The sequence below is a fragment of the Burkholderia sp. JKS000303 genome (assembly GCF_002563755.1).
GTDB lineage: Bacteria > Pseudomonadota > Gammaproteobacteria > Burkholderiales > Burkholderiaceae > Burkholderia > Burkholderia anthina_B.
This window is the reverse complement of the sequence record NZ_PDBZ01000003.1, coordinates 853,903-869,419: the sequence shown is the minus strand read 5'-3', so window position 1 is coordinate 869,419 and position 15,517 is coordinate 853,903. Positions and strand designations below refer to the sequence as shown.

General features: G+C 66.4%; 14 protein-coding genes. 5 read left to right on the top strand and 9 right to left on the bottom strand.

All coding sequences use genetic code 11. The features are described 5' to 3' along the window. Nucleotides 1-5 precede the first annotated feature (5 nt). A complete protein-coding gene (locus BX604_RS31905; RefSeq protein WP_098554775.1) occupies nucleotides 6-1,955 on the bottom strand; it encodes an arylsulfatase in 1,950 nt (649 codons plus the stop codon). A 284-nt stretch (nucleotides 1,956-2,239) separates the two neighbouring features. On the opposite strand from BX604_RS31905, the gene BX604_RS31900 reads away from it, so the two are divergent. Further along, nucleotides 2,240-2,953 carry a hypothetical protein gene (locus BX604_RS31900; RefSeq protein ID WP_143748160.1) on the top strand — a complete coding sequence of 238 codons (714 nt, stop codon included), beginning with the start codon at nucleotides 2,240-2,242 and terminating at the stop codon, nucleotides 2,951-2,953. Between the two features lie 47 nt (nucleotides 2,954-3,000). Here the strand turns inward: BX604_RS31900 and BX604_RS31895 are convergent, their stop codons facing one another. The 6 genes from BX604_RS31895 to BX604_RS31870 all read right to left on the bottom strand — a co-directional run bounded on the left by BX604_RS31895 (nucleotide 3,001) and on the right by BX604_RS31870 (nucleotide 8,226). Further along, the gene (locus BX604_RS31895) at nucleotides 3,001-4,308 is read right to left on the bottom strand and encodes an MFS transporter (RefSeq protein WP_098554773.1); all 1,308 of its coding nucleotides are present in this window, start codon (nucleotides 4,306-4,308) and stop codon (nucleotides 3,001-3,003) included. Between the two features lie 282 nt (nucleotides 4,309-4,590). Continuing rightward, nucleotides 4,591-4,902 carry a hypothetical protein gene (locus BX604_RS31890; RefSeq protein WP_098554772.1) on the bottom strand — a complete coding sequence of 104 codons (312 nt, stop codon included), beginning with the start codon at nucleotides 4,900-4,902 and terminating at the stop codon, nucleotides 4,591-4,593. A 20-nt stretch (nucleotides 4,903-4,922) separates the two neighbouring features. Then, nucleotides 4,923-5,204 (bottom strand): hypothetical protein, encoded by a 282-nt coding sequence (locus tag BX604_RS31885; protein ID WP_098554771.1) that lies wholly within the window; start codon nucleotides 5,202-5,204, stop codon nucleotides 4,923-4,925. After that, a complete protein-coding gene (locus BX604_RS31880) occupies nucleotides 5,205-5,918 on the bottom strand; it encodes a hypothetical protein (protein ID WP_098554770.1) in 714 nt (237 codons plus the stop codon). Between the two features lie 263 nt (nucleotides 5,919-6,181). Continuing rightward, nucleotides 6,182-7,075: a DMT family transporter gene (locus tag BX604_RS31875; RefSeq protein WP_098554769.1), complete on the bottom strand. Its 894-nt coding sequence runs from the start codon at nucleotides 7,073-7,075 to the stop codon at nucleotides 6,182-6,184. A 197-nt stretch (nucleotides 7,076-7,272) separates the two neighbouring features. Then, a complete protein-coding gene (locus BX604_RS31870; RefSeq protein WP_098554768.1) occupies nucleotides 7,273-8,226 on the bottom strand; it encodes a LysR family transcriptional regulator in 954 nt (317 codons plus the stop codon). 127 nt (nucleotides 8,227-8,353) lie between these two features. Between BX604_RS31870 and BX604_RS31865 the strand changes: the two genes are divergently transcribed. From BX604_RS31865 to BX604_RS31850, 4 genes are all read left to right on the top strand, one after another. Further along, nucleotides 8,354-9,373 (top strand): zinc-dependent alcohol dehydrogenase family protein, encoded by a 1,020-nt coding sequence (locus BX604_RS31865; protein ID WP_098554767.1) that lies wholly within the window; start codon nucleotides 8,354-8,356, stop codon nucleotides 9,371-9,373. Nucleotides 9,374-9,571: 198 nt separating this feature from the next. Next, nucleotides 9,572-9,862: a co-chaperone GroES gene (gene groES / locus BX604_RS31860; protein ID WP_098554766.1), complete on the top strand. Its 291-nt coding sequence runs from the start codon at nucleotides 9,572-9,574 to the stop codon at nucleotides 9,860-9,862. Between the two features lie 12 nt (nucleotides 9,863-9,874). Then, nucleotides 9,875-11,515, top strand: a complete 1,641-nt coding sequence (gene groL / locus BX604_RS31855; RefSeq protein ID WP_098554765.1) for a chaperonin GroEL — start codon at nucleotides 9,875-9,877, stop codon at nucleotides 11,513-11,515. Nucleotides 11,516-11,685: 170 nt separating this feature from the next. Further along, on the top strand, nucleotides 11,686-12,300 hold the full coding sequence (locus BX604_RS31850; protein WP_098554764.1) for a LysE family translocator: 615 nt from the start codon (nucleotides 11,686-11,688) through the stop codon (nucleotides 12,298-12,300). A gap of 186 nt (nucleotides 12,301-12,486) precedes the next feature. On the opposite strand, the gene BX604_RS31845 is transcribed toward BX604_RS31850, so the two are convergent. Both BX604_RS31845 and BX604_RS31840 read right to left on the bottom strand, forming a co-directional pair. Then, complete coding sequence (locus BX604_RS31845) at nucleotides 12,487-14,499, bottom strand: family 2A encapsulin nanocompartment cargo protein cysteine desulfurase (protein WP_098554763.1); 2,013 nt, start codon at nucleotides 14,497-14,499, stop codon at nucleotides 12,487-12,489. Continuing rightward, nucleotides 14,474-15,406 carry a family 2A encapsulin nanocompartment shell protein gene (locus tag BX604_RS31840; protein ID WP_006479760.1) on the bottom strand — a complete coding sequence of 311 codons (933 nt, stop codon included), beginning with the start codon at nucleotides 15,404-15,406 and terminating at the stop codon, nucleotides 14,474-14,476. Before BX604_RS31840 ends, BX604_RS31845 begins: the two co-directional genes overlap by 26 nt. Nucleotides 15,407-15,517: the final 111 nt, after the last annotated feature.

Here is a 15,517-nt window from a genome sequence, read left to right as displayed (position 1 = left end):
CGTCCTCAGTAGTAGCCGCGCGGACGCAGCGGCTCGACGCCGCCGACGTTGCTCATGTAGGTCTTCCACTGGTCGACGAGCGTGCTGACCACCGACGGGTTCTGCGCCGACACGTCGGTCGTCTCGCCACGGTCCGCCGCGAGGTCGTAAAGCTGCCAGTGACCATCGAGCGGGCCGAGCGGCGGCTCGGTCCACAATGCCTTCCAGCGGCCGTCGGCGCTGCGCAGATACGCGCGGCCATACGCTTCGTCGCCGAACGGCGTCGTATGCACTTCGCCGCTGGCCGAGCCGGTGAGCACCGGCAGCAGCGACTGGCCCGTCACCGGATACACGTAGCGGTTGTTGTAGATCACCTTGCCCTTGTTCTGGTCGACGCCCGTCAGCGTGTTCACCAGCGGCGGCGCCGGCTGCGACGGCGGCGTGACGCCCGCGACCGCGAGGAACGTCGCCGTGTTGTCGGTCACGTGCGTGAACGCGCGCAGCGTCGGCAACGGTTGCGTCTGGCCCGGCAGCCGCACGATCGTCGGCGTCGACACGCCGCCCTCGGCCGAATAGCCCTTCGTGAGCCGGAACGGCGTCGCGCTCACCTCGGCCCAGCGCAGCCCGTATTGCAGCCGCTGCGCGTTCTGCTTGCCGTTGTCGGTGCCAAGCGTGGAATAGACCGGCTCCTGTCCGTTCGCGGTGTCGGTCGCCGTCGGATCCGCGCCCGAGTCGATCGGCCAGCCTTCCGCGCCGTTGTCCGACTGGAACATGATGAACGTGTTGTCGTATTCGCCGATGTCCTTCAGATGCTGGATCAGCAGGCCGATGTTGTAGTCGAGGTTCTCGACCATTCCCGCGTAGATCTCCATGTAGCGCGCCTGCGCCTTGCGCTCGGCCGGGCTCAGGCTCGACCACAGCTTGTCGACCTTGCCGGCGCCGTAGTCGCTGTAGCCGTCGGCGGCCGAATGCACGGCGCTGATGTACTTCGCGCTCGCGCTACCGTCGTTCGCCGTCGCGGGCGATGCCGCCGTCGTTTCGGGCAGGCCGTCGAACGGCTTGAAGTCGGCGGGAATCAGGCCGAGCGCCTTCTGCCGCGCGATCCGCGCGTTGCGGATCGCGTCGTAGCCGGCGTCGTACACGCCCGCGTATTTGTGCAGCCACGGGTCCGGCACCTGCAGCGGCCAGTGCGGCGACGTGTAGGCCGCGTATGCGAAGAACGGCTTGCCGTCCTGCTTGTTCGAATCGATGTACGAGATCAGCTTCTGCGTGTAGAAATCCGTCGAATAGAACACGGCCGGGCTGCCGCCCGCGCCACCCGGCTGTCCGGGCTGGCCAGGCTGCACGTAGCGGCCGTCTTCCGTGTAGTTCGACGAGCCGGCCGGCTCGTGCGCGAAGTGATTCGTCGCCGCGCCGCCGAGCAGCACGTAGCTGTGCTCGAAGCCCCATTGGTCCGGCGTCTGCCCGCTGCCCGTCGTGCTGCCGACGATCCCGGAGCCGATATGCCACTTGCCCGCGATATACGTGTGATAGCCGGCGTCCTTCAACAGTTGTGCGAACGATAGCGCGCGGTCGTTCAGGTAGCCCTCGTAGCCCGGCAGCCCGCGTCGCTCGTCGGTCGGCACGCCCATCGTGCCTTCGCCGACCAGATGGTGATCGGTGCCGGAAATCAGCATCGCGCGCGTGATTGCGCACACGGTGCCGGTGTGATGGTTCGACAGGATCCGGCCTGATGCGACGAGCGCGTCGAGGTTCGGCGTGTTGATTTCGCCGCCGAACGCATGGATGTCGGAGTAGCCGAGATCGTCGGCCATGATGTACAGGATGTTCGGGCGTTTGGCCTCGGGCGTCGCGCTGGCCTGCGGCGGAGGATCGCTGTCGACGCCGCCGCACGATGCCAGCGACAGCGCACCGGCGACCGCGGCGCACACTACACGGAAACGGAAGGCAAGCAAGGGCGAAGCGGACTTTGTCATTGTTGTGGATCGCTCGATCTACGGGATCGGCGATCTTAGCGTCACCCGCGCGGCGCCCAAAGTCGGATTCGTCACATGCTAACGGGGTGCGGGAATATGCACGCGGGTCCGATGGCGTCCATCCGCACCGGAGCGCGCCAATTTCAAGATGAATGACGGAATCCCCGACGCATAATCCCGTCGCACGCCGCGACGAAAGCGAGCAACCGGATCGCGCTCGAAACGCACGTCGCACACACGGCGGGCGGAAGCATCCCGATCACCCAATGCACCCTGGAGACCCGATGTCAAAAATCACGGACGTACTGAAAGTGCTGTCGAAGTGCGAACCCTACCGCCCCGCAAAAGGCCTGTCGATGGAACGGGCGCGTAAAGCGGCAAGAATTCTGCTCGCGGGAGGCGGTGTCTGTTTCGTGCTGCTCGGCGCATTGGCGCTCTGGCACAAGGCGGCCCCGGCACCCTGGCAGCAGCACGTCGCCATCGTGTTCTACCTACTGACTGTCTTGTTCAGCCTGCTCTCTCTCGTCGTCGAACCCGTCGCCGGCATCATCCAGATGTTTCGCTGGAAATCGGAAACGCTGAACACCATCATGTGCGAGGTGGAGACCGACGAGAAGCATGCACTGCTGCTGGCCGGCTACGACGACGGCACTCTCGAATATGCGCGGCATGTCCTGCAACTCAAGGTGAAGCGCCTCGATGCGCGCGCCGTGTCGTTCTTCGGCGGCGGAACGGCCGCCTATGCGCTGCTGGCCGTGACGCTCTCGAACATCAAGGACGCGGGCGGATTGCCGTGGTTGCAGAGTACGCTGACAAGCGGATTCGTTTCCGGAAATTTCCTGAATACCGCCATCGTATGGGGCATCGCATTGGTCTTCGGGCTGTCCGTCGGCTCGATGGCGTTGAAGGTGGTCCAGTCGCGCTACGTCTATCAGGTCGAACTGATCGAGCTCGTGCTGCTGCATCGAACGATGGCGAAGACGGCCAAGCATGCGTGACGTCTGGTGAGCACGGCGGACCGTGCTCACCCGCGCATCCCGCACGCTCATCCCGCACGCCGCGCGGCCATCGGCATCGCGCGCCGCGACGCGATCCGCAACCCGAGCACGCCGCCGACGAGCAGCGCCACGGCGACCAGCAGCAGCGCGAGATCGTACGAATGCGTGACGTCCTTGATGTGCCCCATCACCGGCGGCAGCGCAAGCCCCGCGATGTTCGCGACCGCGTTGATCAGCGCGATCGACGCGGCGGCCGTGAGGCCCGACACGTATTCGGTCGTCACGGCCCAGAACACCGGCGTCGCGGCCCAGTTGAACCCGACTGCGAATACGAGCAATGCATACGCAACGGGCAGCATGGGCGTATAGATCGCACCGATCAGCAGCGCGCCGGCCAGCAGCATCGGCACGCCGAGATGCAGCGCGCGTTCGCCGCCGAGATCCGAATGCCGGCCGTTCAGATACATCGCGATGCACGCGAACAGGAACGGCAGTGCGGACAGGCTGCCGACCGCGAAGCTCGATTGCCCCGACAGGCTCTTCACCAGCAGCGGCAGGAACAGCGTGAGGCCGATCGTGCCGAAGGCCTGCAACAGCCAGAACGCCGCCAGCGCCCACACCTTGCCGTCGCCGAACGCGCGCCGCAATGCCGCGCCGTGCGACAGGTGCTCGCGCGGCGCGCCGTCGCGCAGCGTCGCTTCCAGCCACGCGCGCTCGTCGGCCGGCAGCCAGCGTGCATGCGCGGGCGTATCGGGCAGCTTCCGCCATACGACGATCCCCAGCAGCAGCGCGGGCACGCCTTCGAGCAGGAACAGCCAGCGCCAGCCCTCGACGCCGAGCACGCCGTTCAGGTTCAGCAGCGCGCCGGACAGCGGCAACCCGATCACCGACGCGAGCGTCGCGCCGATATAGAAGAACGACATCGCCCGCGCGCGATCGCTCTGCGGATACCACGCGGACAGGTAATAGATGATGCCCGGCGTGAAGCCCGCTTCGGCCGCGCCCAGCAGCAGGCGCATCGCATAGAGCTGGCCCGGCGTATGCACCGCGCTCATCCCGGCCGCGACGATGCCCCACGTGATCATGATGCGTGCGATCCAGCGGCGTGCGCCGACACGCGCGAGGAACAGATTGCTCGGTACTTCGAAGATGATGTACGTGACGTAGAACAGCCCCGCGCCGAGGCCATACATCTGTGCGCTGAGGCCGAGATCAGCATTCATCTGCAGCGCCGCGACCGAGATGTTCGAACGGTCGATGTATGCGACGAGGTACAGCAGCATCAGAAACGGAATGAGGCGCAGGTTCAGGCGCCGCATCGTCGCGGCGTGCAACTGCGGGACGGCAGCATTCATCGGCTTGTCTCCTGGATCGTCTCGCGGGACGGGCGGATGCCGCGCATGATCGCGGCATCGTCGCGCCGCGTGAAGCGCGGCGTCATGCGAAGCAGTCTAGGAGTCGCGCGAAATGCGCGTCAATTATCGGGATGCAGTCTCGATATGTGAGAAATACCGGCGAGTGAGTACCGCATCGTGAGATGTTGCCCGGCAGCCGCAAGCGCCATCCCCGGCCGTGCGAGCGAACCGGCGAGCCCCGCGGATCACCACGACGGCATAAGGCGAATACGTGGCCATTTTTCAGTCCGTGTCCGGGCGCCGAACCGGGGACCAGTCGACGGCCCCTGCCTCCGCAAATTTGAGCCGATCGCGCAATTCCGGATGCACACCCGCCTGCATCAGCAGTGCCATGCCGCCTAATCGCCGCGCGTCCTCATCGGTAATCGGGCACCTGTCGTTCGGTTCTGCATGCGGCGGAATCGTGACGCCGACACCCACATTCATTTCGCGATCCAGGACAGCCTGCACGTCCTTGCGAAACACAGTGCACATCGTCATCTGTTCGGTTTCCTCATCGTAAAACACGATGGTTGCACGTCTCGGCTTACTCATGTCGCATTCATCTACCCGCGTCAGCGGCTACCGTCACCCTGCCTCGGAAGAGGCTCAAGCGTCACACTCATGTATTTCTCGATGCAGGGCTGCCCGGCTGCGATGAGATTCAGCATGGCGGCACCGAGACGACGCGCAAACTCATCATCGATCCGATAGTCGAACTCGTCCAACAGGATCGGCATTTCGAGAACGCCCTGCAATTGCGGCGCGAGTTTGTCCGGATCAGCTGCTTTTACGATAAGGCTTTGCTGGTCCTCGTCGTAAATCACAACGACGGCATAAGGCGAATGCTTGGCCATTTAGAATCCTCTGCATTCCTGGTAATTCAGGAACGCGTTCTGCTTGCACATTGCCAGGCCGGCAAGGCCGCCCATGACCTTTGCTAGCCGATTGCACAATTCGACAGCGGCTTCGTATTTCTCCATGCAGGCCGCCTCCAACCCTTCGTTCACGCGGCGTGCAGCCAGAATCAACGAATCGCTGCCCAAAGGCGAATCCCCTGGAGAGAACGGCGTGGCGTCGCCGAGCGGCGTATCCACCCGCCCGGATGCCGGACCAGTAACACCACTGCCGGCGCGCCTCACGACGCTCTCCAGGTATCTTATCAACTCCCCTGCCGACACATCACTTGGCCGCGCCCAATCCGGGAGCGGCTTGTCTACCGGAAGCGATGCCACCGGCGCGACACTGGGGAGCCGATGCGCCCGCGGGAAAGGTGGCGTCGATGGCCGACCACCAGCAGTGCCACGCCCTATCGCCTGACGCTCGATCACAACGGCGACCTGCCCGTCCTCGATGGCGGATCTGAGCACATCGAGCGGTACACCACGGAATGCGTCCAGGCCCAACTGCCGTAAGTACGTCATCGCGTTCGTTGTCAGGCCCGCGTACGTCGGCCAGTGCAGCATCAACTCGGCGACCGCAGCGCGTTGACTGGCCAGCAACGTTGCACTTCCCGCGCGCGTGAGCGTCGCACGCTTTCCTGCACCCAGCTCGATTGCAATTGAAGTCATTCGACACCCCGGCGTTACCGTCGGGGCGAATCTACTTTTCGAAGCGCGATGCAACAAGCACCCGGTTTTCATGAAGCAGAACAAAACCGGCACCCGGCGGGACTGAAAGCGCGCAGGGTTTCCCTGGAACAGGCCGGAGAAGCGCTACAGGCCGCGTGTGCGCACGAACGGGCGGACGCATTCCGCGCGAATGGACAAAAGCACACCCACACGTCAGAACCTTCACATTGTGTTACCGGCTCGGCGTGGTCCGTGCCGCTCGCTCAATACCGCATCACCAGATACAGCCCGGCAGCCGCAAGCGCCATCCCCGGCCATGCGAGCGCACCGATCGTCTCGCAGAGCACGATGAGCGCGATCAACGCGGTGGCCGGCGGAATCAGAAAGAACAGCGCCGACACGCGCGACGCCTCGCCGTATCGCACCATCGCGAGCAGCAGCGAAATCGCGATCAGCGAGTTGCAGATCACGAGATACGCGAGTGAACCTGCCAGGCCCGCAGTCCAGTGCACGTGCATGGGTTCGAGTGCGAACGCGAGTGGCGCGGTCACGGCGAGGCCCACGGTGTACTGCACGAGGTTCGCGGTGACCGGATGAACGTCGGTGCCGAAGCGCTTTTCCCACAGCGTGCTGCCGGTGATCGATGCGAGCGCAAGCAATGCGAACACCAGCGCCCACGACGACGACACCGCGACCGACGAGCGCGCGAGGATGACGATCACGGCGCCCGCCGCGCCGAGTGCGAGCCCGACCCAACGCAGCGCGCCAACCCGCTCGCCGGCGATCATTGGGGCGAGCAGTCCGACGAGAATCGGCTGCTGCGACGTGACGAGCGCGACGGCCCCGGCCGACATGCCGAGCTTCAGGCTCAGATACGTGAACGAGAAATAGCCGGCCTGCAACAGCAAGCCGACGACGACGAGATTGCGCCATTCGCCGCGCGTGCGCGGCAACGCGGGGCGCAGCCACAGGAACGGCCCGACGAGCAGCGCGACGACGCACGCATAGCGCAGCGCAAGAAACGTGAGCGGATCGGCGTCGCGCAAGCCCAGCTTCAGGAACACGAAGCCGCTCGCCCACAGCAGCAGGAACAGTGCGGGCGCGACGCGCAGCCAGCGCGGTTGCGATGTCGCCATCGGCGGATCGCGCGTCGTCATGTGCGCTCGTCCTGGATGGCCGGATGATTGTCTGCGCTGCATGCGAACGGGCGCATCATCGACGGATCAGGCGGGATACGGCGGTCGTCACGGTGCCGGTGACGATCACGATCTCCAGTGTCCGGCTCATCACGGCGTGCCCCCGAATAGGAATTGTGCGGTGATCATACGCCGCGTCGACCGATCCTGCGCCGTCGCTACGGAGCGGGCACGGCGCGCGGCGGCACGCGCTCGCCGTCAGCATCGTCCGAGGCCAGCATGCGCGGAATCTCGTCGACGAATGCATCAATGACGACGCGCACCTTCGACGGCACATGCCGCGACGTCGGCCGCACGACAAACACTTCGGCGCCCGATGTGCTCTCGCTGTCCATCACGAGCGCGAGACGGCCGTCGCGCACGTACGGCGCCATCAACCAGCACGGCAGCCACGCGAGGCCCACGCCGGCCGCGGCCGCGTCGGCGATCGCCTGCAGGTCGTCGAACCGCAGGCGGCCGGCCGGGCGATGGTCGTGCACCGCGCCGTCCGCGCCGATGATCCGCCAAGGTGTCGGCTGCCCGCCGCGCGAATACGCGATACCGACGTGCGACGCGAGTGTGTCGAGCCCCGACGGCCGGCCATGACGATCGAGGTACGCGGGCGATGCGCTGATGCCCATGCGCTGCACGCCGAGCTTCCGGCCGACCAGTGCGCTGGTGTCGGCCAGCGCGCCGATCCGCACGGCGATGTCGAAGCCGTCGTTGACGAGATCGGCGACGCGATCGCTGAACGACACGTCGATTTCCAGCCGCGGATAGCGCTCGACGAGGCGCCGCACGACGGGCGCCACGCATTGCCGGCCGAACAGCACGGGCACGCTGATTCGCACGCGCCCGGTCGGCTCGCGCCGGCCCGCGTCGAGCGCGGCCTCCGTCGCGCCGAGTTCGGCCAGCAGCCGCCGGCACTGCTCGTAATAGACGAGCCCTTCGTCGGTCAGCCCGAGCTGGCGCGTCGTGCGCCGCAGAAGCCGCGCGCCGAGACGCTGTTCGAGCCGCGCGACGATTTTCGCGACGGCCGAGCGCGTCATGCCGAGGCGCAGCGCCGCCGCCGCGAAGCTGCCCGCTTCCACGACGTCGACGAATTCGGCGACGCCTCTCAGCCGCTCATCCATGCAATTCCGCTCCGGTGGGATGACAGGGTTGTGTCCACTGCGGCGACAATCATTGGCCGAATTCTCGCCAATGCGTCCCGCCTCGCGACACTATGATAGTCCGCTCTACCTGGGAAAAGGAGTCGACATGCATGCATGGCAAGTCAAACCGGGCGACGGCGTTGCCGGGCTCCGGCGCATCGACGCGACGCTTCGTCCGGTCGGCCCGACCGACGTCGTCGTGAAAATCCACGCGGCTGCGCTGAACTATCGCGACCTGATGTTCGCGCGCGGCGACTATCTCGGCATCGGCACCGACGCGCTGATCCCGGTCGCCGACGGTGCCGGAGAAGTCGTCGAAACCGGCCGCGACGTCACGCGGTTCAAGCCGGGCGATCGCGTGATCAACACGTATTTCCCGCACTGGATCGACGGGCCGCCCACGCAGCAGAAAGTCTCGGGGTCGCCCGGCTCGCATTTCGACGGCGTGCTCGCCGAACGCTTCGTCTCCGACGAAGCCGCACTGGTCGCGATTCCCGCGCATCTCGACTACGCCGAAGCGGCGACGCTGTCGTGCGCGGGCATCACCGCGTGGAATGCGCTGTTCGTCGACGGCGGGCTGGGACCGGGCGCGACCGTCGTGCTGCTCGGCACGGGCGGCGTGTCGATCATTGCGCTGCAACTCGCCCATGCGGCCGGACTGCGCACGATCGTGACCTCGTCGAGCGATGCCAAGCTCGAACGCGCTCGCGCACTGGGTGCGGACGCAACGATCAACTATCGCACGACCCCCGAATGGCAACATGACGTGCTGCGCCTCACCGGCGGTACGGGCGCGGATCTCGTCGTCGAAGTCGGCGGACGCGACACGCTGCCGCACTCGATCGCCTCGACGAAAATCGGCGGCACCGTGTCGATCATCGGCGGCCTCAGCAGCTTCGGCGGCCCGACGCTCGATCTGCTGTCGCTGATCGGCGGCGTCCGGCAATTGCACGGCTTCATGGTCGGCAGCCGCGCGATGCTCGACGACGTCGCTCGGCTCGTCGACGCGAAACGGATCAAGCCGGTGGTCGATCGCGTGTTCGGCTTCGACGAAGCGCCGCAAGCCTATGCGTACCTCCAGTCGGGGCAGCATTTCGGAAAGGTCGTGATTCGCGTCGCCTCGTAACGAAAGAAGGCGGCTCAAGCCGCCTTCTGCTCCCTGCGTCGTTCAACTGCCCCGCCTCGCTCCCCCGCCCATAGCGCATTCGCGCACATGCTTTTCCGAATCCGTTATTGGATCGCGCCGCCGTGCGTTTTTATACTCGTCAGCACGCTCTGATGAAGAGTGCCAGCCAATTTCGACGCAACAGAACAGGACGGAAAGATGAGCCTACGCCCCTTGCACGACCGGGTCATCGTGAAGCGACTCGACCAGGAAACCACCACCGCCTCGGGCATCGTGATCCCCGACAGCGCCGCTGAAAAACCCGACCAGGGCGAAGTGATCGCCGTCGGCCCCGGCCGCAAGGACACGGACGGCCAGCGCATCGTGCCCGACCTGCAGGTCGGCGAACGCGTGCTGTTCGGCAAGTACGCGGGCCAGGCCGTCAAGGTGGACGGCACCGAATTCCTGGTGCTGCGCGAGGAAGACATCGTCGCGGTCGTCAATCAATAACGGAGTGCAATCATGGCAGCGAAGGAAATCATTTTCAGCGACATCGCCCGCGCGAAGCTGACCGAAGGCGTCAACATTCTCGCGAATGCAGTGAAGGTCACGCTCGGGCCGAAGGGCCGCAACGTCGTGCTCGAACGCAGCTTCGGCGCACCGGTCGTCACGAAGGACGGCGTGTCGGTCGCGAAGGAAATCGAACTCGCGGACAAGCTGCAGAACATCGGCGCGCAGCTCGTGAAGGAAGTCGCATCGCGCACCAGCGACGCCGCCGGCGACGGCACGACGACGGCCACCGTGCTGGCGCAGGCGATCGTGCGCGAAGGCCAGAAATACGTCGCGGCCGGGCTTAATCCCCTTGATCTGAAGCGCGGCATCGACAAGGCGGTCGCAGCGGCCGTCGACGCGCTGAAGCAGATCAGCAAGCCGACCACCACCAGCAAGGAAATCGCGCAGGTCGCGACGATCTCCGCGAACGGCGAGGAATCGATCGGCCAGCGCATCGCCGAAGCGATCGACCGCGTCGGCAAGGAAGGCGTGATCACCGTCGAGGACGGCAAGTCGCTCGCCGACGAGCTCGACGTCGTCGAAGGCCTGCAGTTCGATCGCGGCTATCTGTCGCCGTACTTCATCAACAATCCCGACAAGCAGATCGCCGAGCTCGAGAACCCGTACATCCTGCTGCACGACAAGAAGGTGTCGAACATCCGCGACCTGCTGCCGGTGCTCGAACAGGTTGCGAAGTCGGGCCGCCCGCTGCTGATCATCGCGGAAGACGTCGAAGGCGAAGCGCTCGCGACGCTGGTCGTGAACAACATTCGCGGCATCCTGAAGACGGTCGCGGTCAAGGCGCCTGGCTTCGGCGATCGCCGCAAGGCGCTGCTCGAGGACATCGCGATCCTGACCGGCGGGCAAGTCGTCGCCGAGGAAACGGGCCTCACGCTCGAGAAGGCGACGCTCGCCGAACTCGGCCAGGCGAAGCGCATCGAGGTCGGCAAGGAAAACACGACCGTGATCGACGGCGCCGGCGACGCGAAGAACATCGAGGCACGCGTGAAGCAGATTCGCGTGCAGATCGAAGAAGCGACGTCCGACTACGACCGTGAAAAGCTGCAGGAACGCGTCGCGAAACTCGCGGGCGGCGTCGCGGTGATCAAGGTCGGCGGCGCGACCGAGATCGAGGTCAAGGAGAAGAAGGATCGCGTCGACGATGCGCTGCACGCGACGCGCGCGGCCGTCGAGGAAGGCATCGTGCCGGGCGGCGGCGTCGCGCTGATCCGCGTGCGGCAGGCGATCCGCGAGCTGAAGGGCGCGAATGCCGATCAGGACGCGGGCGTCAAGATCGTGCTGCGCGCACTCGAGGAACCGCTGCGCCAGATCGTTGCGAACGCGGGCGAGGAATCGAGCGTGGTCGTCGCGAAGGTCGCGGAAGGCACGGGCAACTTCGGCTACAACGCGCAGACCGGCGAATACGGCGACCTCGTCGAATCGGGCGTGCTCGATCCGACCAAGGTCACGCGCACGGCACTGCAGAACGCGGCGTCGGTGGCCGGGCTGCTGCTGACGACCGATGCAACCGTGTTCGAAGCGCCGAAGGATGCGGCACCCGCCGCGTCGCCGGGCGGCCCGGGCGCGGGCGGGCCGGGGTTCGATTTCTGACGATGCGTCGCGGTGTGCCGGTTCGCCGGCATGCCCGGCGATTCCGAGGTAAGGCAACGCGTGGCGACGAAAGTCGTCACGCGTTTTTTATTGATCGACCCGCATACCGGCGCGGCGCGGCGTCCGCGGTAAGATGAACGCTCATTCCGCCTCGTCGCCTCCCCAAAGCCATGTCGACCGCCATCGCCACCTTGCTGCCGCTCGCCGGCGTCCTGCTGCTGAGCGTCGCCAGCCCGGGCCCGAATTTCGTGATCGTCACGTCGACCGCAGTCGTGTCGCGCCGCGCCGGCGTGATGACCGGCCTGGGCCTCTCCGCTGCCTCCGGCACCTGGGCAGCGATCGCGATTGCCGGGCTGAGCCTGCTCGTCACCCACGTCGCCTGGGTGCACACCGCGCTGCGGCTGGCAGGCGCCGCGTACCTGATCTGGCTCGGCCTGAAAATGGTGCTGACCGCGCGCAAGCCGTTGCCCGCGTCCGCGCCGGCCGCGTCCTCCGACTGGAACGCCGCTAAAAGGGGCTACGTGGTCAGCATGACGAACCCGAAATCCGTCGCGTTCTACGGCAGTATCTTCGCGTTGATGGTGCCGGCGCACGCGTCGGCGTGGCTCGATCTCGCGGTCGTCGTGCTGTCGATCGGGATCTCGGGCGCGTGGTATTGCACGATGGCGCTGCTCGCGTCGCACCCGTCCGTGCGCCGGCTGCTGATTCGGCGCAAGGCCGTGCTCGATACGACGGCCGGGTTGCTGCTGATGGGGCTCGGCGGAAGGATGCTGACCGGGCGTTGAAGCCGGCGGTATCGCCTTTTACAGCAGATAGCGGACCACGAGCCGCGTCACGTCGCCAAAAAATCGTCTCCGTGGTGGAGCATGGCCGTGTGCGTCGAACCGCATCGGACGCTCGCCATAAAAAAAGGCCGCTTGCGGCGCGTCATCGACGACGCCCGCAAGCGGCCTTGTCACTCGCAGTGCGACTCAGCGCCGCGTCGCCAGCCGCCTCACCACACGCACGAGCGCATCGACTTCATCGCACGTGTTGTAGAACGCCAGCGACGGCCGCACCGTCGCTTCGAGCCCGAACCGCCGCAGGATCGGTTGCGCGCAGTGATGCCCCGAGCGCACCGCGATGCCCTCTTCGTTCAGCGCCTGCCCGACTTCCTCGGTCTCATAGCCCTTCAGCACGAACGACAGCACGCTCGCCTTGTCGCGCGCGGTGCCGACGAGCCGCACGCCCGGCACCGGCGCGAGCACGCTGGTTGCATACGCAAGCAGATCGTGTTCGTAGCGCGCGATGTTCTCGATGCCGACGCGGCTCACGTAATCGAGCGCCGCCCCCAACCCCACCGCATCCGCGATGTTGCCGGTGCCGGCCTCGAAGCGGTTCGGCGGCGGCTGGAACACCGTACGCTCGAACGTCACGTCCGCGATCATGTTGCCGCCGCCCTGCCAGGGCGGCATGTCGTCGAGAATCGCGCGCTTGCCGTACACGACGCCGATCCCGGTCGGCCCGTAGATCTTGTGCCCCGAGAACACGAAGAAATCCGCGTCGAGCGCCTGCACGTCGACGCGCATGTGCGAGATCGACTGCGCGCCGTCGACGAGCGCCTTCGCGCCCGCGCGATGCGCAAGCTCGACGATCTCCTTCACCGGCACGACCGTCCCGAGCGCATTCGACACCTGCGTGACGGACACGATCTTCGTGCGATCGTTGAGCAGCTTCCGGTATTTGTCGAGCAGCACCTGCCCCGAATCGTCGACCGGAATCACGCGCAGCTTCGCGCCCTTCTGCGCGGCGAGCTGCTGCCACGGCACGATGTTCGCGTGATGCTCGAGATGCGACACGACGATCTCGTCGCCTTCACCGACGTTCTGCACGCCCCACGTCTTCGCGATCAGGTTGATCGCTTCAGTCGTGCCGCGCACGAACACGATCTCGTCCGGCGACGCAGCGCCGATGAAACGCCGCACGGTGTCGCGCGCATGCTCGTATGCATCCGTCGCGCGGCCCGCCAGTGCATGCGCGGCGCGGTGGATGTTCGAGTTCTCGTGCGCATAGAAATACGCGAGACGGTCGATCACGGCCTGCGGCTTGTGCGTCGTCGCCGCGTTGTCGAACCAGACGAGCTGCTTGCCGTTCACGCGTTCCTGCAGGATCGGGAAATCGCGGCGAATCGCGTTCACGTCGAACGGCGGATGCGCGCCGCGATGCAGGTTGCCCTGCAGCTCCGCGGCGTGCGCATCGTCGATGAAGTAACGCGGCACGTCCGCACCCGACGCACGCGCAGCCGGCACGTCGCGATGCACGGCGAGCAGGTCGCGCAACGCATCGTCGCCCGGCAACCCGAACGCTTCGGGCGACGCGAGCCCGTTCGACGGCACGACGATGTCCTGCGGCGTCGCCTGCCAGCCCTGCAGCGAACCGTCGGTGAAGTAGTACGGCGACGCAGTCGGCGCACCCTTCACCGCGCCTTCCGATACCGCCGCGCTCGCCTGCGGCACACCGAGCGCCGCACCGCCGACGCGCGGCTCGAACGCGGGCGCAATCGACACCGCGTTGTCGGGCAGCCCGTTCTGCGCGGCCGCATGCGGCGCGAGCGCGGGCACGCGGTTGCCGAGCGACAGCACGTGGGTCGGCGCGGACGGCGCGAGGTTCGCGCCGGGCGCCTTGCCTTGCGGCAGCGCGAGCCCCGGCACGCCGGTACCCGTGCCGCCCGGCCCCGCGAGCGGCGAGCCGGCCGGCGCCGGGTTGCTCACCGACGCCAGGATCGGCGCGGCCGCCGGCAATGCGGACGGCACGCCGCCGACCGCGCCGCTGCCCGCCGACAGCCCGGGCGCGGTGGCCTGCCCGGGCGGCGTCGCGAAGAACTCGGACGCGAGCCGCGCGAGCGCCGCCGGGTCAGGCAGGCCGGCCGGCAGCGGCGCGTGCGGCAGCGCGAGCGCGTCGCCGGTGGCCGAGCCGGGATTAACGGTAGGTGTCGGGATAGTCATGGAACTTGGCGATTTCGACGTCATCGAGGACAGCCAGCGCATCCGGCGAATGGACCGCGAGCGAGCAGTACAGCGAGATCAGGTACGACGCGATCGCCTGGTTGTTGATCCCCATGAAACGCACCGACAGGCCCGGCCCCTGTTCGCCCGCGACGCCCGGCTGATAGAGGCCGACGACGCCCTGGCGCTTGTCGCCGACGCGCAGCAGCAGGATCTTGGTCTTGCCGTCCGCGACGGGCACCTTGTCCGACGGGATCAGCGGAATGCCCCGCCACGTGAGGAACTGCGAGCCGAACAGGCTGACCGTCGGCGGCGGCACGCCGCGCCGCGTGCATTCGCGGCCGAACGCGGCGATCGCGAGCGGGTGCGTGAGGAAGAATGCGGGTTCCTTCCACACCTTGGTCAGCAGCTCGTCGAGATCGTCCGGCGTCGGTGCGCCCGTCAGCGGGAAGATCCGCTGTTCGTCGGTCACGTTCGCGAGCAGACCGTAGTCCGGGTTGTTGATCAGCTGGCTTTCCTGCAGCTCCTTGATCGTCTCGATCGTCAGGCGCAGCTGTTCCTTGATCTGGTCATGAGGACTGCTGTAGAGATCGGAGATCCGCGTATGCACGTCGAGCACCGTGCTCACCGCGTTCAGGAAATACTCGCGCGGTTGTTCCTCGTACGGCACGAAAGTCTGCGGCAGCACGCTTTCGTCCTCGAGCTGCGTGCACGCGGCGCGCACGGCTTCCGGGTTCTTCACCTGGTTCAGGCGATAGATGCCGGCCTCGACCGGCACCCATTGCAGCAGATGGGTCAGCCAGCGCGGCGTGATCGTGGAAAGCTGGGGGACGGTCTTGGTAGCGTTCGCTAGTTGGCGGGCGGCGTGATCGCTCAGCGCGGCCGTGCCGCTTGCAACGGTCGACATGTGTGGCTCCGGATTCTTAAGATGAAAAACGGGATTGCTTATGACGCTTGGCGATTATCGGAAGCACGCACCTGCCGGCTCAACATGCTATAGCCGTCACACGGCACAACC

Coding starts and splice junctions, on each gene's coding strand:
- BX604_RS31905 (WP_098554775.1), bottom strand. CDS start 1,955: ATGACAAAGTCCGCTTCGCCCTTGCTTGCCTTCCGTTTCCGTGTAGTG.
- BX604_RS31900 (WP_143748160.1), top strand. CDS start 2,240: ATGTCAAAAATCACGGACGTACTGAAAGTGCTGTCGAAGTGCGAACCC.
- BX604_RS31895 (WP_098554773.1), bottom strand. CDS start 4,308: ATGAATGCTGCCGTCCCGCAGTTGCACGCCGCGACGATGCGGCGCCTG.
- BX604_RS31890 (WP_098554772.1), bottom strand. CDS start 4,902: ATGAGTAAGCCGAGACGTGCAACCATCGTGTTTTACGATGAGGAAACC.
- BX604_RS31885 (WP_098554771.1), bottom strand. CDS start 5,204: ATGGCCAAGCATTCGCCTTATGCCGTCGTTGTGATTTACGACGAGGAC.
- BX604_RS31880 (WP_098554770.1), bottom strand. CDS start 5,918: ATGACTTCAATTGCAATCGAGCTGGGTGCAGGAAAGCGTGCGACGCTC.
- BX604_RS31875 (WP_098554769.1), bottom strand. CDS start 7,075: ATGACGACGCGCGATCCGCCGATGGCGACATCGCAACCGCGCTGGCTG.
- BX604_RS31870 (WP_098554768.1), bottom strand. CDS start 8,226: ATGGATGAGCGGCTGAGAGGCGTCGCCGAATTCGTCGACGTCGTGGAA.
- BX604_RS31865 (WP_098554767.1), top strand. CDS start 8,354: ATGCATGCATGGCAAGTCAAACCGGGCGACGGCGTTGCCGGGCTCCGG.
- groES (WP_098554766.1), top strand. CDS start 9,572: ATGAGCCTACGCCCCTTGCACGACCGGGTCATCGTGAAGCGACTCGAC.
- groL (WP_098554765.1), top strand. CDS start 9,875: ATGGCAGCGAAGGAAATCATTTTCAGCGACATCGCCCGCGCGAAGCTG.
- BX604_RS31850 (WP_098554764.1), top strand. CDS start 11,686: ATGTCGACCGCCATCGCCACCTTGCTGCCGCTCGCCGGCGTCCTGCTG.
- BX604_RS31845 (WP_098554763.1), bottom strand. CDS start 14,499: ATGACTATCCCGACACCTACCGTTAATCCCGGCTCGGCCACCGGCGAC.
- BX604_RS31840 (WP_006479760.1), bottom strand. CDS start 15,406: ATGTCGACCGTTGCAAGCGGCACGGCCGCGCTGAGCGATCACGCCGCC.